General features: G+C 53.7%; 22 protein-coding genes. 6 read left to right on the top strand and 16 right to left on the bottom strand.

Annotated elements, in window-relative coordinates; translation table 11 throughout:
- Positions 1-4 precede the first annotated feature (4 nt).
- The 4 genes from HCZ99_RS15360 to HCZ99_RS15345 all read right to left on the bottom strand — a co-directional run bounded on the left by HCZ99_RS15360 (position 5) and on the right by HCZ99_RS15345 (position 5,046).
- Positions 5-1,561, bottom strand: coding sequence for a formate dehydrogenase beta subunit (locus HCZ99_RS15360; protein ID WP_167447913.1), 1,557 nt, complete (start codon positions 1,559-1,561; stop codon positions 5-7).
- Positions 1,558-2,031, bottom strand: a complete 474-nt coding sequence (locus HCZ99_RS15355; RefSeq protein WP_167447912.1) for a formate dehydrogenase subunit gamma — start codon at positions 2,029-2,031, stop codon at positions 1,558-1,560. The genes HCZ99_RS15360 and HCZ99_RS15355 overlap by 4 nt, the downstream gene beginning before the upstream one ends.
- A 146-nt stretch (positions 2,032-2,177) precedes the next feature.
- A complete protein-coding gene (locus HCZ99_RS15350) occupies positions 2,178-3,083 on the bottom strand; it encodes a LysR family transcriptional regulator (protein WP_167447911.1) in 906 nt (301 codons plus the stop codon).
- Positions 3,084-3,318: 235 nt separating this feature from the next.
- The gene (locus HCZ99_RS15345; protein ID WP_167447910.1) at positions 3,319-5,046 is read right to left on the bottom strand and encodes an OFA family MFS transporter; all 1,728 of its coding nucleotides are present in this window, start codon (positions 5,044-5,046) and stop codon (positions 3,319-3,321) included.
- A gap of 384 nt (positions 5,047-5,430) precedes the next feature.
- Between HCZ99_RS15345 and HCZ99_RS15340 the strand changes: the two genes are divergently transcribed.
- On the top strand, positions 5,431-5,979 hold the full coding sequence (locus HCZ99_RS15340; RefSeq protein ID WP_167447909.1) for a GNAT family N-acetyltransferase: 549 nt from the start codon (positions 5,431-5,433) through the stop codon (positions 5,977-5,979).
- A gap of 70 nt (positions 5,980-6,049) precedes the next feature.
- Here HCZ99_RS15340 and HCZ99_RS15335 read toward each other — a convergent pair whose 3' ends face one another.
- From HCZ99_RS15335 to HCZ99_RS15320, 4 genes are all read right to left on the bottom strand, one after another.
- On the bottom strand, positions 6,050-8,062 hold the full coding sequence (locus HCZ99_RS15335) for a sensor histidine kinase (protein WP_167447908.1): 2,013 nt from the start codon (positions 8,060-8,062) through the stop codon (positions 6,050-6,052).
- Positions 8,062-9,492 carry a sigma-54-dependent transcriptional regulator gene (locus tag HCZ99_RS15330; protein WP_167447907.1) on the bottom strand — a complete coding sequence of 477 codons (1,431 nt, stop codon included), beginning with the start codon at positions 9,490-9,492 and terminating at the stop codon, positions 8,062-8,064. The genes HCZ99_RS15335 and HCZ99_RS15330 overlap by 1 nt, the downstream gene beginning before the upstream one ends.
- Before the next feature lie 186 nt (positions 9,493-9,678).
- Complete coding sequence (locus tag HCZ99_RS15325; RefSeq protein WP_167447906.1) at positions 9,679-10,437, bottom strand: SDR family oxidoreductase; 759 nt, start codon at positions 10,435-10,437, stop codon at positions 9,679-9,681.
- Positions 10,438-10,532: 95 nt separating this feature from the next.
- Entirely contained in the window at positions 10,533-11,267 is a 735-nt protein-coding gene (locus tag HCZ99_RS15320) for a sulfite exporter TauE/SafE family protein (RefSeq protein ID WP_167447905.1), read from the bottom strand.
- Positions 11,268-11,476: 209 nt separating this feature from the next.
- Between HCZ99_RS15320 and HCZ99_RS15315 the strand changes: the two genes are divergently transcribed.
- Positions 11,477-12,793, top strand: a complete 1,317-nt coding sequence (locus tag HCZ99_RS15315) for an aminotransferase class III-fold pyridoxal phosphate-dependent enzyme (RefSeq protein WP_167447904.1) — start codon at positions 11,477-11,479, stop codon at positions 12,791-12,793.
- Positions 12,794-12,851: 58 nt separating this feature from the next.
- On the opposite strand, the gene HCZ99_RS15310 is transcribed toward HCZ99_RS15315, so the two are convergent.
- Entirely contained in the window at positions 12,852-14,366 is a 1,515-nt protein-coding gene (locus HCZ99_RS15310; RefSeq protein ID WP_167447903.1) for a PLP-dependent aminotransferase family protein, read from the bottom strand.
- A 236-nt stretch (positions 14,367-14,602) separates the two neighbouring features.
- On the opposite strand from HCZ99_RS15310, the gene HCZ99_RS15305 reads away from it, so the two are divergent.
- The 4 genes from HCZ99_RS15305 (at position 14,603) to HCZ99_RS15290 (ending at position 19,142) form a co-directional block, all read left to right on the top strand.
- Positions 14,603-15,751, top strand: a complete 1,149-nt coding sequence (locus HCZ99_RS15305; protein ID WP_167447902.1) for a substrate-binding domain-containing protein — start codon at positions 14,603-14,605, stop codon at positions 15,749-15,751.
- A 142-nt stretch (positions 15,752-15,893) separates the two neighbouring features.
- Positions 15,894-16,991 (top strand): ABC transporter ATP-binding protein, encoded by a 1,098-nt coding sequence (locus tag HCZ99_RS15300; protein WP_167447901.1) that lies wholly within the window; start codon positions 15,894-15,896, stop codon positions 16,989-16,991.
- A 16-nt stretch (positions 16,992-17,007) separates the two neighbouring features.
- The gene (locus HCZ99_RS15295; protein ID WP_167447900.1) at positions 17,008-17,928 is read left to right on the top strand and encodes an ABC transporter permease; all 921 of its coding nucleotides are present in this window, start codon (positions 17,008-17,010) and stop codon (positions 17,926-17,928) included.
- Entirely contained in the window at positions 17,925-19,142 is a 1,218-nt protein-coding gene (locus HCZ99_RS15290; protein ID WP_167447899.1) for an ABC transporter permease, read from the top strand. Before HCZ99_RS15295 ends, HCZ99_RS15290 begins: the two co-directional genes overlap by 4 nt.
- Before the next feature lie 104 nt (positions 19,143-19,246).
- Here HCZ99_RS15290 and HCZ99_RS15285 read toward each other — a convergent pair whose 3' ends face one another.
- From HCZ99_RS15285 to HCZ99_RS15255, 7 genes are all read right to left on the bottom strand, one after another.
- A complete protein-coding gene (locus HCZ99_RS15285) occupies positions 19,247-19,642 on the bottom strand; it encodes a RidA family protein (RefSeq protein WP_167447898.1) in 396 nt (131 codons plus the stop codon).
- Positions 19,635-20,066, bottom strand: coding sequence for an acyl-CoA thioesterase (locus HCZ99_RS15280; protein WP_167447897.1), 432 nt, complete (start codon positions 20,064-20,066; stop codon positions 19,635-19,637). The genes HCZ99_RS15285 and HCZ99_RS15280 overlap by 8 nt, the downstream gene beginning before the upstream one ends.
- A gap of 1 nt (position 20,067) precedes the next feature.
- On the bottom strand, positions 20,068-20,757 hold the full coding sequence (locus HCZ99_RS15275) for an ABC transporter ATP-binding protein (protein ID WP_167447896.1): 690 nt from the start codon (positions 20,755-20,757) through the stop codon (positions 20,068-20,070).
- Between the two features lies 1 nt (position 20,758).
- The gene (locus HCZ99_RS15270; protein WP_167447895.1) at positions 20,759-21,508 is read right to left on the bottom strand and encodes an ABC transporter ATP-binding protein; all 750 of its coding nucleotides are present in this window, start codon (positions 21,506-21,508) and stop codon (positions 20,759-20,761) included.
- A complete protein-coding gene (locus tag HCZ99_RS15265; protein WP_167447894.1) occupies positions 21,501-22,487 on the bottom strand; it encodes a branched-chain amino acid ABC transporter permease in 987 nt (328 codons plus the stop codon). The genes HCZ99_RS15270 and HCZ99_RS15265 overlap by 8 nt, the downstream gene beginning before the upstream one ends.
- 1 nt (position 22,488) lies before the next feature.
- Positions 22,489-23,406 (bottom strand): branched-chain amino acid ABC transporter permease, encoded by a 918-nt coding sequence (locus tag HCZ99_RS15260; RefSeq protein ID WP_175581543.1) that lies wholly within the window; start codon positions 23,404-23,406, stop codon positions 22,489-22,491.
- Positions 23,407-23,486: 80 nt separating this feature from the next.
- Positions 23,487-24,626: an ABC transporter substrate-binding protein gene (locus HCZ99_RS15255; protein WP_167447893.1), complete on the bottom strand. Its 1,140-nt coding sequence runs from the start codon at positions 24,624-24,626 to the stop codon at positions 23,487-23,489.
- Positions 24,627-24,762: the final 136 nt, after the last annotated feature.

The raw sequence follows: 24,762 nt of genomic DNA, 5'->3' as shown, positions 1-24,762 counted from the left end.
GTTCTCACTCCGCGGCTACGTCAAGCGCACGTGGCTTGAAATCATCAGGGAAATGGGTCAGTGCGCTCATCACCGGATACGGGGTAAAGCCGCCCAGGGCGCACAACGAACCAAACTTCATGGTTTCACAAAGATCGGTCAGCAATTCGATCTGCAAGTCAGGGTCTTCACCGCGTGCCAGTTTATCGACAACTTCGGTCCCCCGGATCGATCCGATACGACATGGCGTACATTTGCCACACGATTCAATCGCGCAGAATTCCATGGCAAAACGGGCCTGCTTCATCAGATCAACCGTGTCGTCAAACACAACAACACCGGCATGCCCAATCAACCCATCACGCTTGGCAAATTCTTCGTAATCAAACGGCGTATCGAACATTTCCTTGGGGAAATACGCCCCCAACGGACCACCAACCTGAACGGCCTTTACCGGTCGACCACTGGCTGTGCCGCCGCCGATCTGTTCGACAATCTCGCCAAGGGTCAGGCCAAAGCCAACCTCGTAAAGACCGCCATGTTTAACGTTGCCTGCAATCTGAATGGGAATGGTCCCGCGGGACCGGCCCATACCGAAATCACGGTAATATTGCGCCCCCTTTTCAAGGATCACCGGCACCGAACAAAGCGAGATAACATTATTAACAACCGTCGGGCGGCCAAGGAAACCTTCAAGGGCGGGCAATGGTGGCTTGGCACGGACAACGCCGCGTTTGCCTTCCATACTATTTAGAAGCGATGTTTCCTCGCCACAGACATAGGCGCCCGCACCCATGCGGACTTCCATGTCAAACACCTTGCCAGAACCAAGGATGTTATCGCCAAGAACACCCGCAGCACGGGCGACTTCGATGGCCTCGTTCATGATGCGAATGGCGGCCGGATATTCCGACCGGGTATAGACATATCCCTTGGTCGCGCCGGTCGCCAAACCTGCAATGATCATGCCTTCGATCAGAACAAATGGCTCGCCTTCCATGATCATGCGATCGGCAAAGGTGCCGCTGTCGCCTTCATCGGCGTTACAGACAATGTATTTCTGATCAGCAGGTGCTTCGCGCACCGTTTTCCATTTAATGCCCGTAGGGAAACCAGCCCCACCGCGCCCGCGAAGGCCACTATCAGTGACCGCCGTGACGATTTCCTCGTCGGTCATTTTAAGCGCATTTTCAAGCCCGGTCAGGCCATCATATTTGCGGTAATCTTCCAGCGACACCGGATCGATAAAGCCACAACGCTGGAAGGTCAGGCGTGTCTGACTTTTAAGGAATGGAATGTTTTCTGTCCGGCCAAGATAAAGCTTATGCTCCCCACCGGTCAGAAAATCAGATGCAAACAGGGTATCGACATCATCGGCGCTTACCGGGCCATAGGCAACACGACCGTGATCGGTTTCGACTTCGACCATCGGTTCAAGCCAATACATGCCAAACGAACCGTTACGAACGACTTTAACGTCGGCCCCGGTGCTTTCGGCCTTTTTGGCAATTGCGGTTGCCACATCATCCGCACCCAGCGCAACAGAACCGGAATCAATCGGGACGTAAACCTTGATGCTCATGATGCCACCTCATCAAGAATTTGGTTGATGCGGTCTTTGTTAAGTCGACCAACAACCTTGCCATCGACCATGGCAGCCGGTGCGCAGGCACATAGGCCAAGACAGAACACAGCTTCAAGGGTGACTTTTTCATCGTTGGTGGTTTGCGCCCAATCGACTTTCAAACGGTGACGCGCATGATCGCCAAGATCATCGGCCCCCATCGACTGACAGGCTTCCGCCCGACAGATTTTAATCACATGCTTGCCTGCTTTTTCTTCGCGGAAGTCATGATAAAAACTGGCAACCCCGTGGACTTCGGCCCGGCTGAGATTGAGTTTCTTGGATATCGTCTGAAGCGCGCCTTCGGGAATATGGCCGAACTCTTCCTGCACTTCATGCAGGATCGGCAAAAGCGGACCTTCAAGGGCCGCCATACGGTCACAAATAGCCTCAACGCGGACGCTGTGTTCCTCGGTATTAGTCGACATGCAAGCCTCTCTCACTTAGCAGTCTATTGAATTCTTTGTTCTTTTGGTTTGTTATTTTTATTAGTGTCGGTCAAACACACCGGGTGTTCAATAAAGCCATCCCGTTACGCGATAGCGTAAACCTATCAAACGGGTTCAATTTGATTTCAAACCGGCTTTTGGGTCGGTTCGCGGTCGGAAAACAGCTTGGCTTCTTTTAACAGGGCCGACACAACCGGCGTCGCGGGTTCGCGTTTGGCGGCGATCAGTCCGACCGTATGTGTCGCATCGGGTTCAATGATCGGCATGGATTTAACCCGGTCGCGCATCCCAAAACTTTCGACCATTTTTTCGGGCATGATGCTTGCCCAATTTCCGGTCTGAACGTGGGTAAACAGGGCAATCATCGAATCACTTTCCAACGTCGCGCTGACTTTGGCCCCGGCGGCATCAAGGTGCTGATCAATGATCCGGCGGTTTTGCATATCCGGGGTCAACAAACACAGCGGCAATTGGGCGGCTTCTTGCCAAGTGATGCTGTCGCAGTCGGCAAAGTCATCCAAGTTTGACGTCACCAGATGATACCGTTCCTGATAAAGCGGAATTGATGTCACCCGCCCCAGCGGTTCATTATCAATATAGGTAATCCCCGCATCGATTTGCAGGTTATCAAGCAAGGACTGAATTTCGGTTGATGTCCGCGAGAGCACCGCAAAGGTCACATCGGGATGCTTTTCGCGAAACGGCGTGGTGAGTTCATGAACCATCGAAAGGGCCGTCGGGATCACCGCAATCTGCACCTGCCCGGTCAGGCCAAAGCGCATGGCGCGCATTTCATCGCGCATGGATCGGGTACTGCCGACAATATGGCGTGCCCATTCAAGAACACGTTCGCCTTCGGGGGTTAGTCCCTGATAGCGCGATCCACGTTTGACCAGCACGACACCAAGATGGTCTTCAAGCTGGCGCAATGCACTAGACAGAGTTGGTTGCGTCACACCGCAATGTTCGGCGGCATGGCCAAAATGTTGCTCGCGGGCGAGCACCATAAACATTTCGAGTTTATCGATCATTTTGTATCCGGCACCGCGTAACGCGATGCGCTTTGTGACTTTGTCTGCTGTCTGGGAATGCTGTTGGACAGGACCGGACAGCGAGATGGTGTAATCTTTTTGCGTTGCTGCAGGATAACCGATTGTCCCTACGAACAAAAAGGTTATTCCTGCAACAGGGCGCGGATTGGTAAACATATGTCACCAACCCGACGGAACCGACCACCGATAAAAGCGGTCGGTTCCCGGGGCCTGATTACGCTTCGGACGCTGCTTTGGCGCCAGAACCGCTTTCTTGTGTTTCCATGTAATGCTTGTCATGAATCGGACGGACCAGTTTGTTGGCAATCAACGCAATCGCCAGCAGGGCCGCCATGGCATACATGGTGGTGTTATACAGACTGGACGTCGGATCGACCGTACCAGCCGGTGCGATTTCCATCAGACGACCAATGGTCACGGTTTTTGCCGCCACCAACTGGTCAAGCTGGTCGATACCCGCACCAAATTTGGCTTGGAACGCCGCCGGGTCAATTTTGGCTGCCAGATCCTTAATCGAACTGGTGACCGAGCTTTGACGCAACTGCGTAATCGCCAAAGGACCAAGAACACCAGCAGTACTCCATGCGGTCAGAAGACGACCGTGGATGCCACCGACATATTTGGTGCCAAAAATATCCGCAAGATAGGCCGGAATGGTTGCAAAGCCACCGCCATACATCGTGAAGATGATCATGGTCGCGGCATAGAACATCACAAGATAGGTGACAGCCGGATTGATGCTGACCTGTTCGGCCGAGAACGGAATAGACAGGTAAAGCGCAATACCGAGAATAAAGAAGCAATAGTAGGTGTTCTTACGCCCGATATAGTCCGAAATAGATGCCCAGAAGAACCGGCCACACATGTTAAAGACCGAAATCATAAACACATAGGTCGCCGCAAAGGCCGAGTTGACCACCAGCGGCAAGGTTGTGCCAAAGATTTCAAACATCATGGTTTTGGCAACACCAATCACACCGATGCCCGCCGTCACGTTAAAGCACAGCACAATCCACAGCAGATAGAACTGCGGGGTTTTAAGCGCCTGATCAATGTGAACGTTGTTATGCGTGATCATGCGTTTGGATGCGGCATCCGCGGTCGGCGGCGTCCAGCCAGCCGGCAGCCAGCCTTCACGTGGCACACGGTACGAGAAGGATGCAATAATCATGACGATGAAATACGCAACACCAAGGGTAAAGAAGGTCGCAGCCGCACCGGTATCACCGGTTCCGGCAACATAAACACCTTCTTCGATCGGCACGGGGGCTGCTGCCACCTGTGCGGCACCGGCAACCACGACTTCAACCATCTGGCCGCCGACTTCTGCCATGCGCTTGCCGCCTTCGGTGACAAGGTTTACAGCACTTTCCGGGCCGAGATAATCAGGCACCTTATAGAACACCGACAGCAGGCTTTCCTTGATCGGGGTTGCGATCATCGCACCACCGCCAAAGCCCATAATGGCCATGCCGGTTGCCATGCCGCGCCGATCCGGGAACCAACGGATCAGGGTTGAGACCGGTGAAACATAGCCAAGGCCAAGCCCGCAGCCACCAATCACACCATATCCAAGATAAACCAGCCAAAGTTGGTGGGCAGCAATGCCAAGCCCGCCAATGATAAAGCCCCCGCCCCAGCAGAATGCGGCGACAACGCCGACCATGCGTGGACCGACTTCTTCAAGCCATTTGCCGCCAAATGCCGCGGCAAGACCAAGAAACACAATGGCAACAGAGAAAATCCAGACAACGGACTGCAAACCCCAATCGCCCGAGCTTGCTGCAACCACGCCAAATTCCTTGATCAAAGGCGGGTTAAAGATACTCCAGGCATATACAGAACCGATGCATAGATGAATGGCGATGGATGCTGGCGGCACTTTCCAGCGGTTAAAATCATCGCCTGCGACGATGTGTTCTTTCTTGAGCCGATCAAACATAAAGTTATCCCCTCCCGGTCTTAATAACTTCCGTTGCGCCTGAACCATCATGTTTGGTGCAATGGTGCACAGCAAACAGGGGCAGACGTCCGACTATGACGGCAGCAATCGCCATGCCATTGCGCGTTTTGATTGATTTTCTGTCATTTTTACACGGGGGACCATCGTGCTGCACCGCACGCGCCGGGACAAAATGTCCAAACATTTGAATTAGAAAAAAGTGCAGTTGGACAAAATGTCCACTCGCACATGCAGCAATTTCAACGCGAAAGCCCAAACGGTGAAGCGGATCACCCTGGCGGCGATAACATTTTCATTCTGGCTTTAACGCCCTTAAGATCAGATGCGCGTATTTTGACGACAGCCCCAGAAACGAAGGATCCCATGCCCCACATCGTGACCGATCGATTGATTATCAGGCGCTTTGAAGAAGACGATGCCGCCGAGCTGTTTGAGTATATCTCGAACCCGCGGGTAAATTGCTTTATGTGCGATAAAGTCACAACATTGGCCCAGGCCAAGGAAAAAGCCAAAAAGCGCGCAGACGATGTGTCTTATCTTGCCGTATGCCTCAAAGATACAGGCGCGTTGATTGGTGAGCTGATGCTCCATCAAGATGATAAGCAGCAAGCTGATAGCTATTCCGTGGGATGGAACTTCAACGAAAAGGTGCAAGGCAAGGGATACGCCACTGAAAGTGCGCGTGCGTTGTTCAAGTATTTGTTTACCCAACGCGACGCACGGCGGCTTCATGCCTATGTCGAGGAAGACAATTTCAATTCACAAAAGCTGTGCGAAAAACTTGGGATGCGCAAAGAAGGCTGCTTTGTGGAATTTATTTCCTTTATCAACAACCCGGACGGCACGCCGAAATACGAAAACACCTATCAATATGCCATCCTGAAAAAGGAATGGTTGCGCGGCGAAAGCTAAACCCACGCCCCGCAATGAGCTTGTCGCTTATCGACACATAAAATCCGTCTGGCACCAAAGCGGGTTGTGCTTAATCTGCTTCGGGCAGCCAGATGGTAAATGTGGTGCCTTCGCCGGGCGTGCTTTCCACGCGCATCTGCCCGCCTTGTCGATCAATCAAGGTTTTGCTGATCGACAAGCCAAGGCCGGTCCCCTCCCGGCGTTTGGTGGTATAGAACGGATCGAAAATCCGATTTAGCGCGTCGGCCTCAATCCCCGTGCCGGTATCGCGCACCGTGATTTCGATGCCCGGCTTGCCGTCAAGATCAACATCGGCATCCATCAGGGTCAATTGGCCGTTTTGGGGCATGGCATGCAGGGCATTGACCATCAAATTGACCAGAACCTGTTGTAATTCAGTACGGTTCATCAACACCAAACGGGCGGCTGTGCTGTTTCGGATGACTTCAATGTCGGCCTTGCCCAACAAATGCTGAACAAGGGGCAGGCAATCATCGATCACCTGTCCGACCACATGACGTTCGACGAACCCTGCATATTCTTCGGGTTTGGCAAATTGCAAAAGCTTGGTGACGATCAGGTTGATGCGATTGACTTGCTCGTCAATCAGGCGGAACTCGGTCGCGGCGATCTTGCCATGTTCGCCCATCAAATCACGCAACAGGTCCAAATTCCCCTGAAGCACGGCAACCGGATTGTTGATTTCATGCGCCACACCGGCGGTAATTTCACCAATTGCCGCCAGCTTTTCGGACATAATCAGTTGTTTGGTGGTGGCTTCTAGTTGCTGGTTGGCTTCGCGAAGCTCGCGTGTGCGTGCATCGACCCTTGCATTCAGTTGATCATTCCATGCCCGCAGGCGTTTATCGCGTTCCTGCACCTGATCAAGCAAATCATCAAGATGCTCTGCGACCAAAGAAATTTCGTCCTGCACCTGATGTAGGTTGGTCCGTGCCGAAAAATCGCCGGCTTCCACCCGACCAATGGTGTTTGTCATGCGTTCCAGCGGTTTGAAAATCCCCCGTGCCCAGCGCAAGAAGATCGGAACGGACAACACCGCGACAAACAAAAACGCCCCAATGATAATCAGCAGCGTTTCAAATTTGGTCTGCGCAAAAGGTGCCTCAAGGAACCCGACATAAAGCATCCCGACCCGCTTGCCAAAGCTGTCCTTGATCGGTTCATAAGCCGATATGTACCAGTCATTGACCACAAACGCCCGATCCAGCCAGACCTTGCCGTCTTCTAGGACGGCTTGATGCACCACGTCAGAAACCCGCGTACCCAAGGCACGGCGTTCGGCAAACAGACGAACATTGGTGCTGATCCGCACATCATCTAGGAACAGGGTCGCCGTCCCCTGACTGCCTTCGGGCAGGCTGCTTTGGCGGTAAACAAGATCGTTGATCGTATCGATAAACGCCAAATTCTGATTAAGCAAAATACCGCCGACCAAAACCCCGTCCCCACCATCAGGCAGATCAATGTGACTGGCAGAATGGACAACCATGCCCCGCGTTTCGGCATCGCGGGTGGTGGCGGGCGCATTGGGCGTTTCGACCAAATCAATGCGCGCACGTTTTGCCAAATCGGGTGATATTTTGCCAAGATCGGCATTGCTGAAAATATCGATATTGGTCGATGACCGCCCGGCAAGCGCCGATGTAATAACCGGCCAATGCGACGTGCCATCTGCCCCGTTTTTCGTACCCTCAGACGCACCATCGATCAGATACAGGAAATCTAGCCCCATATCCTGCTGGCGGCGCGCAAGCAATTGACTGACGCCATCCGGGTCGCCTGCGGTCAAAACCGTGCGAAAGGCAACCGATTGCCCCAATGATTGGATTTGTTCGCCGGTATTTTCAAGAATATGGGTGAAGTACTGCCGCGCAATCGTCAGGTCACCACTGACCTTGGATGTCAGAAGGGCGTCAAACTTTGAATTCCACCGCACCATCATCACGCCAAGCAACAATGGCAAAATCACCAAAGTCGGCAACAACGCAATCGCCAGCAGCTTAAAGCGTACCGAGCGTGTACGTTTTGGACGCGCCGAGGCCGAGTGACCAAACGGCTTCATCAAAGATCCCAGCTTGCGCATTTGCGATCAATTGTTTTGCGCGACACGCCAAGTCGCCGGGATGCTTCATTGCGATTGCCCCCGGTTTTATGCAGCATCGCCAAAATGTGACGCCGTTCCATTTCATCAAGCGTTTCGTCGCCATCCCCTTGCGCGCCTTGTTCGGCGCGATCGTCGCGAAACTCATCGGGGAACCGGCCAAGGATCAAGGTCCGTTCGATCAAGTTGCGCAATTCACGCACATTCCCCGGCCAGCCATAGCGCGTCAGCCCGGCGCGCACCGCCCCATCCATCGGGACTTGGCGCACGGCAAGCTGTTTGGACAATTTGTCCATAAACAGATTGGCAAGTTCCAACACATCATCACCGCGTTCATGAAGCGGTGGCATTTCGATATGCATGACATTGATGCGGTAAAACAGATCCGCTCGGAACCGCCCGGCTTCGACTTCCGCCTCAAGATCGGCATTGGTGGCAAAGACAAACCGCAAATCGACCGGTGCTTCGCGCTCTGCCCCAACAGGGCGGATACGGCGGCTTTCGATCGCGCGCAAAAGCTTGCTTTGGGTGGCAAGCGACAATTCGCCGACCTCATCCAAAAACAGGGTTCCGCCCTGCGCATGCATGAAAAGACCATCTCGTGTGGATTGCGCGCCGGTAAACGCGCCTTTGACATGGCCAAACAATTCGGCTTCGATCATCTCAGACGGAATGGCGGCACAGTTGATCGGCACGAACGGCTTTTCCGCGCGATCCGATAATGCATGCAACGAACGGGCGGTAACTTCCTTGCCCGTACCGCTTTGCCCGGAAATCAGGATCGAAGTTGGCAGCGGTGCCACACGGGCAATGGTTTCGCGGATTTCCTGAATTTGCGGGGAATAGCCAATCAGCTCATCACGCAGCAACACGTGATCGGACGTTGCGCGCAATTCATGGCGCAACACATGGTTTTCACGGCGCAACCGCATCCGGTCCAAACACCGCGCAACCGCGTTCAGGATCTGGTTGGATCGAAATGGTTTTAAAACAAAATCCACCGCACCCGCGCGCAACGCCTTAATCGCGGTATCGAGATCGGCATAGGCGGTCATCAAAATCGCGTCAGAGAAAAAGCCGATTTCGCGTTGCTCGGTCAGCCATTCAACACCGCTTTTGCCCGGCATGATGTTGTCTAAGATCACGACATCAAAATGATGTTCATCAAGCTTCTTGGTCGCTTCTTCGCAATCGGCGGCTTCCTCGACGCGTTTGGCACGTGCGCCAAGGGTGCGGACCAAAAAGTTGCGCATGCCCGGTTCGTCATCGACAACCAGTATCGATGCCTTTTCCAACCACGGACCAAACTCCGGCCCCGGCCCAGCGAAACTGTCATCATTGCCCGCGGGCGGCTTTGCGCCATTGGTTTCATCCAATGCGGTCGATCTCATCGATGCTTCTCCGCTGATACATAACTTTTATTTTGTAAAAGCTTAGTTCAGCCGCGATGGAAAAGCAAAACCTGCGCGCGGGTAATCTTCGCAAACATTATCCCGGCACAAAAACAAAGCCGGGCCACAACATGCAGCCCGGCTTAGAATCAATCCAATAAACCGCCAAAGACGTAACCGCGCCGCTTAGCTTTCCTTGCGATGAATGGCAAAGGGCGACCAGCTTTGGCTGACCGGCATAACCTCAAGCGAATTAATATTCACATGCGCCGGAAGGGTCGCGACCCAGAAAATGCTTTCGGCGATGTCTTCGGGTTGCAATGGATCGGCACCGCCATAAAGCTTGTCATAGGCTTCTTTGTTGCCGCCGGTCCGCACCAGGGTAAATTCGCTTTCGGACAGCCCCGGTTCAATTGATGTAACCCGAACGCCAGTTCCCGCCAAATCACAGCGCAGCCCCAGTGAAAACTGCTGCACAAATGCCTTGGTCGCGCCATAGACATTGCCGCCCGGATAAGGCCAATTTGATGCGATGGACGCCAGATTAACAATCGCGCCTTTGCGGGCAATCAGCTTATCAAGCATGATCCGCGTCATCGCCACCAAACCCTTGGTATTGGTGTCAATCATCGTCATCCAGTCAGACAGGTCGCAATCTTGTGCCGCGCCTGTGCCCAAAGCCAGACCGGCGTTATTGACCAAAAGATCAATGTCGGCAAATTCCGCCGGAAGACCATCAATCGCCTTTTGGATCGCGTCGGTATCTTGCACATCAAAGACCAATGCGTGGGCTTTGTCGCCCGAACCAAGTTCTGCGACCAGCGCGTCAAGCCGTTCGGCCCGACGTCCGGTGACAATCACTTTCCATCCTTCCGCGACAAAGCGCCGTGCAGTGGCCGCGCCAAATCCCGATGTTGCGCCGGTGATAAGTGCTGTTTTGGTCATGGTGTTCTCCGATAGGTCAAAGCGTGAAAGACGTGTGTGAAGTTGGATGGTTAAATTCGAAAATTACGGTGGATGGCAATGATGCCCATTGGTAGTCAGAAGCTGATGAAAACGGTCTGGGCAAACCCAACGATGGCGATGAAAACAAGGCTGATCGCGCAAATCCGCCGCCATAAGATCGATGATATGCGCTGGTAAATCATTTCGCCGGGGAAATAGGCCAGAACCGCCACCGCCAACAATGGCAGGACCTGCATGATGAAATCATCGGGCAGCATCCCTGCCCCGGCCCGGGTGACAAATCCCAAAACGTCCACCACGCCGAAATAAATCGCCAGCGTATTGCGAACCCGCACATCCTGTGTGCCGCCTGCCAGCAACCATGCCGCGGCCAATGGCCCGCCAACCGCAAATCCCGACATTAAAATACCAACGCCACAGGCCAGAACCGCACCGATGATAAAATGCCCCATCCATCTTGGCGGATTGTGAAGCATCGCAACAAGGGCCGCCACCGCAATCGCCAGATTGGTGGCAATGCGTGCGTGTTGGTCACTAAGTTCGGCGGCGACGTATGGCCCAATAACAGCCCCGATCACGCCAAACACCAACAAGATCGCGCAAGCCCGCCAATCGACCTTGGTCCGATCAAAATCACGCAAAATCAAAAGCGTAATCGTAATATCAATCACCAAAATGATCGGCGTTGCCGTTTGCGGCGGCAACATCGATGACAGGCCCAATGCCGCCAACAGGGCGAACCCAAAACCGGTCACACCGCGAAACAACGCGGCAATCGCAACAACCAGTCCTGGCAAAAACAATTCCATTACGTTCCCCTTGGGAAAATTCCCGTGTCATCAGAACCCATTACGCCAAAACAGCCGATCATTGTTAGAGCCACAAAATCGCTTTCGATGGGACCACAAACAATACTGGATCCAAATATTGTCCCGTTCTGGCACTATGCTGTGTCAATTGAGCTGCGGTAGCAAGCAAGGAGAATAATTTCATCGGGTTGATACCGACAGGAGCCACCATGAACGTACTTTCCAAACCGAACATGACCAACCATTGGATGCCATTCACCAATAACCGCATGTTCCGCGAAGAACCGCAAATGTTTGCCAAGGCAGAAGGTGTCAAATACTGGACGCCCGAAGGCCGGGAAATTCTGGATGGTTCATCGGGTCTGTTTTGCTGTGCGGCGGGTCATGGTCGGCCCGAAATCGCCGATGCGGTCTATAAGCAGCTTTCGACACTCGATTATTCACCCCATTTCCAACGTGCCGCACCGGTTTCGTTTGAACTGGCCGAAAAGCTTGCTGGTATCCTGCCCGATGGGCTCGATCGGGTTTTCTTTGCCGGGTCCGGATCAGAAGCCGTCGATACCGCAATGAAGATGTGCCTTGCCTATCATCGTGCCACCGGAAATGCGCAGCGTACCCGGTTTGTGTCCCGTGCGTGGGGCTATCACGGTGTGAACCTTGGCGGCACGTCATTGGCCGGAATGGTCAATAACCGTCGCGATTTTTCCGGTGTCACCTGTGATGTCGTGCATATGCGCCACACCTGGACCGAAGAGCAGCGCTTTACCCGTGGCCAACCAGAAACCGATGCCGATCTTGCCGATGATCTGGAAGAAATCTGCAAAACCTATGGCCCGGAAACGATTGCGGCGGTGTTTGTCGAACCGATTGCCGGATCAATTGGCACCATCGTGCCGCCAATCGGTTATCTGCAAAAACTGCGTGCGATTTGCGATAAATACGGCATTCTTCTGGTGTTTGATGAAGTCATCACCGGTTTTGGCCGCACGGGATCGGCCTTTGCATCGCAGGAATTTGCCGTCAAACCGGATCTGATCACGATGGCCAAGGCCCTGACCAATGGCGCCATCCCCATGAGTGCGGTTGCCACCAGTGCCGAAATTCAAGGTGCCGTGTTCGAAGCCGCCAAGGGTGACCGCCCGGAATTCTTCCATGGCTATACCTATTCCGCCCATCCGGTGGCCTGTGCGGCGGGGATTGCCACGCTTGATATCTATACCAATGATGGTTTGTTTGACCGGGCGAAATCAATGTCCGGGCATTTTCTGGATGCCGTATTTGGCCTGCGCAACCTACCCCATGTCAGTGACCTTCGCGGCTATGGCATGATGTCGGGCATTCAACTTACACCGGGATCAATGCCCGGTGAAAAAGGCAGCTGGGCACAACGCGAACTGTTCAAAGAAGGCCTGCATATCAAGGCAACCGGCGATGCGATCATTTTCGCCCCGGCCTTGGTCAGCACCGAAGAAAACATCGATGACATGGTGGCCATCCTGCAAAAGGTTCTTGGCAGCCAGCCGTAAGACGCCAAGCCTCACCTGTCGGCGAAAATAACACCCAGCAAAGGGACCGTGCAGCGCGTTAGGGCGCGGCGGTCTCTTTGTCTTTTTGGGCCATGGCCGCCATAATTGCATCGCGCAATTGGGCGATCCCGGCTGGAATTTGGCTTTTATCAATCGCAGCAAAGCCAAGTCGCAAACGGTTACGCGGTGCATTGGCCTCGTCAAGGTAATGCACATCCCCCGGTTCGACCAAAACACCCCGCCTTGCGGCTTCGCGGTGCACCGACCATGCATCCACCCCATCGGGCAGCACGATCCAGACCGCCGATCCACCGGTGGTGGCCGTCACATGAATTTCGGGTAATTGGCGTGATAATTCGGTTTGCATGATCTGCCATTTTTCCGACAGGCGATCCCGGGTCCGGCGCAGGTGGGAATCAAGATGCCCCTCGCCGATGAACAAGGCCATGGCGCGTTGATCCTGACTGGATGGATGGCGGTAATTTAACCGGCGCAGCGCACGCAGTTCTTTGATCAGTTCACTATCGGCCAGGATGTAACCAATGCGAAGACCGGGAAACATCAGTTTGGTCAGGCTGCCGATATAGATGATATGGCCAGAGTTATCATAGCTTTTCAGCGCCGCACGATGATGGCCAAGATAGTTCAGTTCATGTTCGTAATCGTCTTCGACCAGAATAAAATCATCTGCACGCGCGCGTTCAACAATCTGCAACCGCCGATCCAGCGACATGGTGACACTGGTCGGGCATTGGTGCGACGGCGTGGTATAGACCATGTCGCAATCCGCCAGTTGTTTGGAATTTGCTAAACCTTCGCTGTCAATCGGAAGCGGCATGATATCGGCACCGGTCGCGCCGAAAATATTGCGCGCATCGACATATCCCGGATTTTCCACCCCAACCGTGCGCCCCGGCCCGGCCAGCAATTGGCCCACCAAAAACAGGGCATTTTGCGCCCCGATGGTGATCAACAATTGTTCGGGATGGGCGCGCAATCCGCGATGGGGCAAAATGCGGGTGATGATTTGTTCCAGCAGTTGCGGATCATCGGCATCGACCTGATCACCGACCCAGCTTTGCGAATGGGCCAAACTGCCCGCAAGGCGCATGGAATCCCGCCACCGCGATATGGTCGCCTTATCGGCCGTCACCTGCCCATAAATGAACGGATAGGGAAAATCACGCCAATTGGCGGGTTTGACGATATTGCGCGCCACAGACGGGCGAAACCGCAAATGGCGGTTCCATAATTCCGGATCACGTTGGGGCGAAAATAACGATGCTGTTCGGGTATCAACACTAAGGCGTAGTTGCTGGCGAATATACTGCTCGTTGACGAAATGCCCACGCCGCCAGACCGCAGTTAAATATCCATCATCAAGCAACCGCTGATAGACCAGCACAACCGTATTGCGTGACACCTTAAGGGCGGCGGCTAAATCACGGGTTGATGGCAACGGTTCGTGGGATGGCAAACGACCTTCAAGAATCGCATCAACCAGCCCCTGATGAAGCTGCTGTTGCAGGGTCTGACCGCTGATTGCCGGGTCTTCCAGTCTGATATCAAGCATACACCGTCACCGGTTTAATTTGGCACTGCAACAATTTAGCAGCGCTGGCACCATAGTTTTTGCCGCGTGGCTCTATTACTAGAGTAACCGGGAGTTATACCATTTTGTCAATGACATAACGCAGGAATAAGAACCGTCTCTAAAGCGCGGTCACTCCAGGGAGAATATGTCCACCAGGGAGGCGCATGGTGCGCCGCAAAAAAGGGAAAAAATCCCGGCTATCAGGAGACATACGGATGACCAAGTTCAATTCCGGCCCCAAAGTTACTCGGCGTACAGTTCTTAAGGGGTCACTGGCGGCTGGTTCCGCGTTGGCAATGCCCGCCATCATCAGCAAAAAAGCACTTGCCTCGTCGGGCGAGATCAACATTCTGATGTGGTCGGACTATCTGCCCGAAACATTCCTTAAATCTTTTACCGATGCCACCGGCATTAAGGTCAATTACACCGGTATCGGGTCGAACGAAGAAATCATCAACAAGCTAAAAGCATCCAAAGGTCGCGGCTTTGATATTGTTTCGCCGACCAACAACCGTGCCCTTCAGTGGAAGGCACTGGAACTGCTTCAGCCGTTCGACATGACCAAGATCAAGATTGAGGCCGTCAATCCATCCATGGGTAAAATCGGCAGCACCGATTGGGGCTTTACCGCCGGTGATACGTATTGGTTGCCGCACATCTGGGGCACCGAAGGCATGGCATGGCGGACCGACATGTTCAAACCTGATGGGACTTTCCCGTCTTATGGCGATGTCTGGGCCGAAGAAAATGCAGGTAAAACCATGGGCCGTGCGCATTCGATGATGCTCGGTGCCGGTCTTTATATGGAAACCATCGGCGAACTTGAACCGGGTTCCATGTGGGCCGCATACGGTTCCGAAGAAGCCATGCGCCCTGTCTGGGACAAGGTTTCGGCATGGTGCATTGCGCGCAAAGGCAACATCAAACTGATCTGGAACGATGCCGACACCCAGAAAAACGGCCTCTTGAACGAAGGCGTGATTGTCGGCCAAACATGGGATGGCCCGCCGCTTGCGCTTAAAACCGCTGGGGAACCTGTCATGTACCGCGCACCAAAAGAAGGTGCGATGGCGTGGGTCGATGGCATGGCAATGCCGGTTGGTGCGGCCAATACCGAACAGGTTTACGAGTTCATCAAATACGCCTTCATGCCGGAACTGGCAGGTGAGGCAATCGACCATCACGGCTATAACTCGCCCGTTCTGGGGGCCGACAAATATGCTGGCGAAGATTACGCCATGAACTTTGCCGATGCCTATCCGGGCGATGCGCTTGATAACCTCAACCCTTGGCCGTCTGAGCCGCAATGGTACGCCGATATTCGTACCGAATATGCGAACCGCTTTGAAAGTGCCAGCTCCTAAGCGGCGCTGAAGGCATCAGGGCAGCACGTCCGACTTATGTGGCGTGCTGTCCACTTCCTTACTTTTCATTGTCGGATCAATGACCTGTCGCCCGGATACCGGGTGCGCAGGGCAAAAGACATTTTCAGGGGTTGGTACGTTTATGACCAAAGAAATTTCGCTTGAGCATGTCTGGGTCGAATTTGGTGAATTCACCGCCGTCCAGAAAGCAAACCTGAACATCGCTGGTGGCGAGTTCTTTTCATTCTTAGGCCCGTCTGGCTGCGGCAAAACAACGTTGCTGCGCTGTATTTCCGGATTTCAAGACCCGACACGTGGCGTGGTCCGCATCGGTGGTAACGACATGAAGGGGGTCGGCCCCAACAAACGTCCCACCGCGCTTATTTTCCAAAACCTTGCCCTTTTCCCGCTGCGATCCATTGCCGATAACATTGCCTTCCCGCTCGAAGTGCGCGGTGTTGATAAGAAAACCCGGCGCAAACGCGCCGATGAGCTGCTTGAACTGATCGCCCTTCCGGGACAAGGCGATAAAAAAGTAAGCGAACTTTCAGGCGGGCAAAAACAACGCGTGGCGATTGCCCGTGCGCTGGCGGTGGAGCCCGATATTTTGCTGCTTGATGAACCGCTTTCGGCCCTTGATTTGAAGCTGCGCCAACATATGCGTACGGAACTGCGCGCCATTCAAAAACAAGTCGGCCTGACTTTCATTTACATCACCCACGATCAGGGCGAAGCCTTAACCATGTCCGACCGCATTGCCGTGATGAACAAGGGCAAGGTCGAACAGATCGGCAATGGCCGTACGATTTATGATCACCCCACCAGCAGCTTTGTCGCGTCCTTTGTTGGCGAAAACAACGTCATGGACGGCACGGTGTTAACCAATGACGGCAAGATGATGACAATTGACGCCGGGCTGGGGGCCGCGTTCAAGGTGGAGAACCATCCCGCCGGCGGCCCGGCCTTGGCACCGGGCGATGTGTGCCAGTTGTTTGTCCGCCCAGAGGCGCTTCACCTTGCGAAAGATGATAGCGGCATCAATCAATTTGAAAGCAAATTTGTCAGCGAAGAATTCGAAGGCAACATGCGCCACATCGTTCTGGATGCGCAGGGCAAGAAACTGAAACTGTCGTTGATCAATGACGGGACAAACGCCATCCGGGCGAATGCCCCGGTCAAACTTGATTTCGCGCCAAACCTTGGCATTGCGCTGAAACCCGGCGAATTGGCCAGCGCATAACGAGGGGGATGATCTCATGCGTGATCTATTTTACGACCTCGTGCGGCGCAATGGCATGGCGGTTGCCATCTATTTGATGCTCGCGGTCAGTGTTTGGGTATTCTTACTCATCATCCTGCCGCAGCTGACCATGTTGGATTATTCGTTCCGCTTTAACTTGCCACCGGCCAAAATTGGCGGCCCCGAAGACGTCTATACCATTGAACAATTTAAATACTTCTTCCAAGGCGGCGGATCATCGGGCGGCTTTAACGCGCTTGATATCGGTATTTTGTTCAAAACGCTGTTTTCTGCAGTTTTTGTCACCGTTTTTGATCTGATCATCTGTTATCCGGTGGCGTTTATTTTGGCCAAATCATCCAGCGGCGCCAAGGCGCGCCTTTTGGTTCTGGCGCTGATTGTCCCTTATTGGATCAATGAAATCCTGCGCGCATTTGCCTTTCGCATTTTGTTTGGCAGCACCGGTGTCATCAACGAAGTCGGCATGGGGCTTGGTCTTTTTGACAGTCCGATTGATTTCATCCGCGAAGACGTCGCGCTCTATGCTGGGTTGGCTTATGCCTACATCCTGCTGATGATCTTTCCGCTTTATAACGCGATTGAAAGTTTGGACAGCAATCAGATCGAAGCCGCCCAAGACATGGGGGCCAGCTGGTGGCAGGTTCATGCCAAGGTTGTCATTCCCTATGCCAAACCGGGCATCGCATCAGGCATGACCATGGTGTTCATGCTGACATCCGGTGCGCTTGCCGCGCCGCAAATCCTTGGCGGGCCATCGAACCTTTGGTTCACGCAGCTTGTCTATCAATGGTTCAATTCCGGAGGCAACTGGCCACGTGGATCGGCCTACGCCATGATCCTGTTGCTGGTCTGTATTACCCTTGTGCTGCTGACCATGCGGATCTTTAAGGTATCGATCGGGGAGATCAAACGATGAAGATGAAATCCCCAAAGGCAATGATACCGGGTTTGTATCTAACACTGTTCTTTGCCTATTTGTTCGGCCCGTTGATCATCATGGTGATCACGGCATTTAATTCGTCAAACTTCCCCCGTGTCAGCCCATGGGAATGCTTTACCACCGATTGGTTTGGCAAATTGGTTGCGGATGATGCCTTGATCGAAGGCATCGGGAATTCCCTGATCATCGGGATCGGTGTGGTGGTTGTTGCCATTCCCATCGGCCTTGCCGCCGCGATCATGCTATCGCAAGTCGGCCCGAAATTGCGGGCGTCACTTTACACCATCTTTATCGCACCGATCTTGGTACCCGGTGTGGTGATTGGTCTGTCGACCCTGATCTTTTGGGATCGTATCGGCACGTTTTTTAACGCGCCTTATGAAAGCTTTTTCTATGACGGCACGTTTCTGACGATCTTTGGTCAGGTGACGTTTATTGCCGCCTATTCGATGCTGGTGTTTTTATCGCGTATTCAGCGCTTTGATCACACCCTGACCGAGGCGGCCCTTGATATGGGGGCCACGCCGACACAGGCGTTCGTCAAGGTGCTGCTGCCTTTCATGGCACCTGCCATCGGATCGGCCACCGTCTTGGCGTTTCTGGCATCGCTTGAAAACTACAACACCACTGTATTCACCATCGTATCAAGCAGCACCTTTACCACAGTGTTGTCGTCAAAGGTCCGCTATGGGCTTGATCCATCGATCTCGGCGGTTGCGGTGATTATCATTTCGATCACCCTAATTGGGGCGATCATTTTTGAAGTTCGTAACCGATACAACTCAAAGGGCTGGGCTTTGGTCATTGCCGAGCGCCCTGCCCTTAAAGTTGCCACCCATCCGGGCACGGTTGCGGGTATTTTAGGGGTGCTGGCGATTGGGGCGGTTTTGTTTATTCAGAACTATGATTCCAATGCCTGCACGGCGCAAATCCTTGAAGAAAAGCGCGCCTTGCAGCAACAGCTGATGGAACAGCAATCGCTGGACACACCAACACCTACCCAAAGCGCACCATCCTCAACAGTGCCGTCCATGCCATCATTGGGGCCACTTGGCGGGGATGAAGGCGGGAATGAAGGCGGGGATGAAAATGGTGCAGGTTCAGACAGCTCCGCCCCCGCATCCAACCCGTTTGGTGGGGCAAATGGTATCTTTGCGCCACAAAACTTGCGGGGATCGGAAGGCAACTAGTCTGCCCCCGTACTGGGCCAACTGATCTGATACATCAAAGGGCAGCACGTGATGCTGCCCTTTGTCTTTTCTGCCATATCCGCAGCGCCGTTCACAAAACCGGTTTAATTCGGGATCACGGCCGTTGCTTCGATCTCGATCATGGCCTCGTCTTCGACCAATGCGCTGACCACAACCATGGTCATTGCCGGGAAATGTTTGCCAAGAACGCGGCGATAGGCCTGACCAACTTCGCGCTGTTTGGCGAGGTATTCCTGCTTATCGGTGACATACCATGTCAATCGCGTCAGGTGTTCCGGGCTGCCGCCGCCGGCCTCAAGAACATCACGGATATTGATCAGCGCCTGTTCCATCTGACCGACGAAATCCTTGGCAACAAAAACCTGATCGGCGTTCCAACCGATCTGTCCGCCGATATACAACGTTGCACCTTCTGCCAATACACCGTTTGCATATCCCTTGGGCTCTTTCCATCCGTCTGGCTGAACGATTTTATGCATTTTTTTCTACCACTTGATTGATTTCTTTTTCGATTTTGGCACGTAAATCATCTGGCCACGCCACTGACTTCCCTGCCCCTTTTTTCGTAAAGACCAATGTTACCGTCGTTTTCAGACGTTGCTCGTCGCCCGCATGTGCGGTGATGTCCAGTTCCAGACTGGATCGCCCAATCCGAATGGGGATCAGACGAAATTCCAATTGATCGCCCAGCATACTGGGCGCGGTAAACGCAACCGTCAGCCCCGCCGTGGGGACCGCGACCTGCATCGGGCCATGCATGGTTGGAAAACCACATCCAATGACCACATCGAACCATTCTTCGACCGTGGCATTCACCATCTCGAAATAGCGGGGATAAAAAACAATCCCGGCCGGATCGCAATGCTGAAACAGGACTTTTTGCCGATAGGTAAACACCGCCATGTCAGACCCCCAAATAACGATCAGCAAGGGCATCGGTCAGTTCGTTAACCGCACCACTCCAGGCGGTGACACCCTTTTCGACAATCACATAGCGATCTGCGACACCCGATAATTCCTTAAGCGATTTATCCACCACCAAAATGGTCAAACCAGATTGCTTAAGCTGATTGATCGCCGCCCAGATTTCCTGACGGACAACCGGTGCCAGACCCTCGGTGGCTTCGTCCAAAATCAACAGACGCGGATTGGTCATCAATGCACGGCCAATCGCCAGCATTTGTTGCTCCCCACCCGAAAGCGTCATGGCCTTTTGATCGCGCCGTTCGGCAAGGCGCGGAAATAGGCCCGCGACCCGGTCAAAATCCCATTCCCCCGGACGGGCTGCGGCGACCAGATTTTCCATCACGCTGAGCCGCGCAAAGCAGCGCCGACCTTCGGGCACAAGGCCAAGCCCCAAGCGTGCCGCTTTGTGTGACGGCAGCTTCGCCAAATCCTGTCCGGCAAAATGCACGGTGCCATCGCGGTGATCCATCATGCGGCAAATGGTTTTAATGGTCGTTGTTTTGCCCATGCCATTGCGCCCCATAAGGGCGACGGCTTCGCCTTCGTTCAGGGACAAATCAATGCCAAACAATGCCTGTGATGCGCCGTAAAACGCCGTCACACCAGAAAGTTCGAGAAGTGCCGTCATATTATGCTTCCTCCCCGAGATAGGCGCGTTTGACATCGTCATTTCCACGGATGTCATCGACGGTGCCCGTGGCAATCACCCGGCCATAGACCAAAACCGAAATCCGGTCGGCCAAGGCAAATACCGCGTCCATGTCATGTTCGACCAAAAGGATCGGTGCTTGTGCGCGCAATCCATCCAAAAAACCGGTCAGGCGTTTGGAACCCTCGGGCCCCATGCCGGCCATCGGCTCGTCCAATAAAAACGCCCGTGGTTCAAGGGCAAGGGCAACCGCCATTTCCAACTGGCGACGTTCGCCGTGGGAAATATCGGCCGCACGCATCTGCGCGCGGTCTGCAAGTCCAACCCGTTCAAGCTGCGCCATCGCCGGATCGACAAGCGACGCGTCGCTTAACACCGGGCGGAAGAACCGAAACACCTTGCCGCTGACCGACTGGCGCGCCAGCATCACATTTTGCAGAACCGAGAATTCCGGCATCAAGGATGACACCTGAAACGTTCTGGCAAGGCCCATGCGCGTGCGGGCAACCGCATCAAGACCATTGATGTTTTGGCCGTTGAAATGAATGTCACCGCGGTCGGATTTAAGCTCGCCCGCGATCTGTTTGATCAGGGTGGATTTCCCCGCCCCGTTTGGCCCGATCAGCGCGTGAATTTCCCCCGCGCGCAGATCAAGCGTCACATCGTCACTGGCAAGAAGCGACCCGAATTGCTTGGTGATATGTGATAGCGAAAGAATGGCTTCAGGCATGTTTGCGTTCCCCCGCCAAGACACCCACAAGACCACCGCGCGCGAACAAAACCACGATCAGCAGCAACACACCCAACGGCAATTGCCAATATTCGAACGAACTGCCCAACAGATGTTCTAAAATGATGTAAAGCCCCGCCCCGGCCAACGGCCCAAACAGGCGCCCAACACCGCCCAGAATGACAAACACCATGATTTCACCCGACATATGCCAAGACATCATTGTCGGGCTGACAAACCGGTTAAGATCGGCATAAAGCGCACCGGCCAATGCGGTGATCATCGCCGAAATCACAAACGCCACCAGACGAATGCGAAATGGCGCAATGCCAACCGCTGTCATCCGCTGACTGTTTTGCCGCGCACCTTGTAACGCAAGACCAAAGCGCGACCGGATCAGAACGGCGGAAAATGCCATCGCAAGACCCAGCATCACCGCACACAGCGCAAAGAAACTGATCGGATCAAGGGTATTAAGCCCCGGGAACCCATTCCGCACATAGATCGATAGCCCGTCTTCCCCGCCATAAGCCGGCCAGGAAATCGCGAAGTAATAAATCATCTGCGCAAAGGCCAAGGTGATCATGATGAAATAGACACCACTTGTGCGCAGTGTGATCGCCCCAATCGCCAAGGCAATCAGCGCCGATGCCACCAAGGCGACAATCCAGATAACAATCATCTGGGTGGTGCCTTCGACCTCAAACGGCCATGTCATGATCGGTTCGTAATTCAGCGCATGACTGGCAAGGATACCCGCCGCATAGCCACCTATGCCAAAAAACGCAGCATGGCCAAACGACACAAGCCCGCCATACCCCAGAACAAGGTTAAGCCCGACACCAGCCATGGCAAAGATCGCCACCTTGGTTGCCAAGGTAATGATAAACGGCTCGTCCATGCCAAGGGCGATCAATGGGACCGCCACCAAGGCCAAGCCAAGGATCGAATTGATAAGTGTTTCGCGGTTCATGGTCATATCAGGCTTCCGTCCCGAACAAACCGCTTGGCCGCAGGAACAAGACCAGCGCCATAACGATATAAATCAACATGGATGCAAGGGCCGACCCAATCGCGGTCGCACTTGCCGGATCAAGGAATGTCGCGAATGCGTGCGGCAATAAAAAACGCCCCATCGTGTCGGTAAACCCAACCAAAAGCGATCCGATCAAGGCCCCCTTGATCGACCCGATCCCCCCAATCACGATCACAACAAATGCCAGAATAAGAACCGGTTCACCCATGCCGACCTGAACCGACTGGGTGGTGCCAACAAACGCACCGGCAAGACCGGCCAAGGCCGCACCAAGGGCAAAGACAATCGTGTAAAGACGATCAATATCGACACCCAATGCCGCGATCATGCCGCGATCGGCTTCGCCCGCGCGAATACGAATGCCAAGGCGGGTTTTGCCAATCAACAAGAACAATCCAACCGCCACGACAAAACCGGCAATAATGATCGCAAGTCTGAACAGCGGGTATTGGAATTCACCGGGCATCATGACCGTGCCGGTCAGAAATTCCGGGACACTTAAAAACAATGGGAAGGATCCGAATATCCAGCGGGTCCCTTCGGAAAAAATCAAAATAAGGGCAAATGTCGCCAACACCTGATCCAAATGATCACGGTTATAAAGACGGCGAATAATCAATATTTCAACCAGCGCACCGGCAATGGCCGCCGCCATCAAGCTGGCAACAAGGCCAAGCCAAAATGACCCGGTCCATGCCGCCACCGCCGCACAGGCAAACGCACCCACCATATAGAGCGACCCATGGGCCAGATTAATCAGCCCCATCACACCAAAAACAAGCGTCAGCCCCGATGCCATTAAAAACAGCATCACCCCAGACTGAAGGCCGTTTAAGAGCTGCTCCAGAAAAAGCGTAAACATTATTAGGAAACTCCGTCACAAGGTGGTCGGGGACCGAAACCGATATGGATAACGGCCCCCGCCGTCTTGTTTGCCCGTAATTACATCGAGCAGTCCGACGCATACGCATCGGCATGATCTTTAAGGGCAACACCAACAATTTTGTTGGTCAAAACGTCGCCTTCTTTGATGACTTCACGGACATAAATGTCCTGAACCGGATGCTGGTTCGGGCCAAAGACAAACTTGCCACGGACCGAATTAAAATCGGCTGCGCGCAACGCATCGCGGAATGCTTCCTTGTCCGACACATTTGCTTTGTCCATCGCCGACAGCAAAAGGTTCGCCGTGTCAAAGCCATAAGACGCATAGATTGACGGCAAACGGCCATATTCGGCCTGGAACGTTTCAACGAACGCCTTGTTGGTGGCGTTGTCGATGTCTTTTGACCAGTTGGCGGTGTTTTTCACACCAAGTGCCGCATCACCAACCGCGCCAAGGATCCCCTGATCCATCGAGAATGCCGGACCGATCAACGGAATATCCACACCCGACTGGGCGTACTGTTTCATGAACGCGATGCCCATACCGCCCGGCAGGAAGAAGAACACACTATCCGCACCAGAAGCACGGATTTCTGCGATTTCTGCTGCATAATCGGTTTGACCAAGTTTGGTGTAAACTTCACCAGAAATCTCGCCCATAAAGAACCGCTTAAAGCCTGCCAGAGAATCTTTGCCCGCCGGATAGTTCGGCGCCAAGATAAACGCGTTTTCATATCCCGCACTTGATGCATAGCCGCCGGCTGCTTCGTGCAGGTTATCGTTCTGATAGGAAATGCTGAAATAGTTCGCGTTGCAGCCTTTGCCCGCCAATTGCGACGGGGCGGCATTAACCGACAGATAGAATTTATCTTGTGCAACCGCGGACGGCACCACCGCCATCGCAAGGTTCGACCAGATAATACCGGTCAGAACATCAACCTTTTCCTGCTGAATCATTTTATCAGCAAGCTGAACAGCAACGTCCGGTTTGCGTTGGTCATCTTCGATCACGACTTCCAGATCGGGATTGTTTGCCTGTTTGACCGCCAGCATAAAGCCGTCACGTGCATCAATCCCCAAGCTGGCACCACCGCCCGAAAGTGTGGTGATCATGCCAACCTTTACCGGATCGGCCTGCGCCGCCCCAGCAACAAACAAGGCAGCAACAGCTGCAATGGTTGTCTTAATGCCCTTCATTTAAGCCTCCGTGTTTATGTTTTTTTCGATTTAGCAACACGTTGTTTCCGCAATTATTATTCGTTTTACGTTACGGTTTTAACGCACATGATGCCTGCCCCTGATCTTGCAGTATTTGCATCATGCCCGTCCATCC

The organism is Thalassospira lucentensis, assembly GCF_011806425.1.
GTDB classification, from domain to species: Bacteria; Pseudomonadota; Alphaproteobacteria; order Rhodospirillales; family Thalassospiraceae; genus Thalassospira; species Thalassospira lucentensis_B.
The sequence above is the reverse complement of the archived record's forward strand: the minus strand, read 5'-3'. Positions and strand labels throughout refer to the sequence as shown.